Below are 1,050 nucleotides of genomic sequence, written 5' to 3' on the forward strand. Positions count from 1 at the left end.
CCGTTTGATCCGGTGTTGATGTTCAAAATCCTGGTCATCCAGACGCTGAACAATTTGTCTGATGAGCGGACGGAGTATCTGATCAACGACCGCCTCTCCTTCATGCGCTTCCTTGGTCTGGGGCTATCGGATCGGGTGCCGGATGCCAAAACGGTCAGGCTGTTCCGTGAACGCCTGACCCAGGCAGGGGCAATCGATGGTCTGTTCAATCGCTTTGATATAACCTTGAGGAGCGCAGGCTATCTGCCAATGTCCGGCCAGATCCTGGATGCCACACTGGTGGCTGCTCCAAAGCAGCGGAACACCAATGCAGAGAAAGTCGATCTTCGGGAAGGACGTATTCCTGAAGACTGGCAAAACAAACCCGCAAAGCTGTCCCACAAGGATCGCCATGCGCGCTGGACGCTGAAATTCACAAAAGCAAAGCGCCAGGATGACGGGAGTATGCCCGCAATGGATCTCGCCATCCCGTTCTTTGGCTACAAATCCCATATTTCTATCGACCGGAAGTTCCGGTTCATCCGGAAAGGGAAGACGACGCATGCCGCCGCCAGTGATGGGGCCAGACTGCGTGAAGGCCTACTGGATAAAACCAATACGGCCTCAAGCGTTTGGGCCGACACGGCCTATCGCTCGAAAGCCAACGAGGCCTTCATGGACAAAGAGGGTTTCGTCTCGAAAATTCACAGGAAAAAGCCGCATCTCAAGCCCATGCCCAGCCATATCCAGCGGTCCAACGCGGGAAAATCGGTGATCCGATCTCGCGTCGAGCATGTCTTTGCCGATCAGAAGTCACAGACGGGACTATTCATTCGGACCGTCGGCATCACTCGAGCCAGTATGAGGATCGGGCTGGCCAATATCGTCTATAATATGCGCCGCTTCCTCTTCCTGGAGAGAATGAACGCGAGCGCGTAGTAATCCAACGCGGGGTAGTCCCCGATCTGCTCAAAACACAGATGGAAAGCCCCAAGGCAACCATCAATCAGTACGCCAAAAGCCCAAAATCAGAACAAGGACGCATCAATCGACAGTTCTTCGATCCCTCCA

General features: G+C 54.2%; 1 protein-coding gene. It reads left to right on the forward strand.

Annotation, left to right across the window (positions count from 1 at the left end):
* The coding region (locus tag HK24_RS13260) for an IS5 family transposase (protein WP_086634873.1) at positions 1–918 on the forward strand (918 nt) is incomplete at its 5' end.
* Between the last annotated feature and the right edge of the window lie 132 nt (positions 919–1,050).

The sequence above is a fragment of the Gluconobacter sp. DsW_058 genome, assembly GCF_002153615.1.
GTDB lineage: Bacteria > Pseudomonadota > Alphaproteobacteria > Acetobacterales > Acetobacteraceae > Gluconobacter > Gluconobacter cerinus.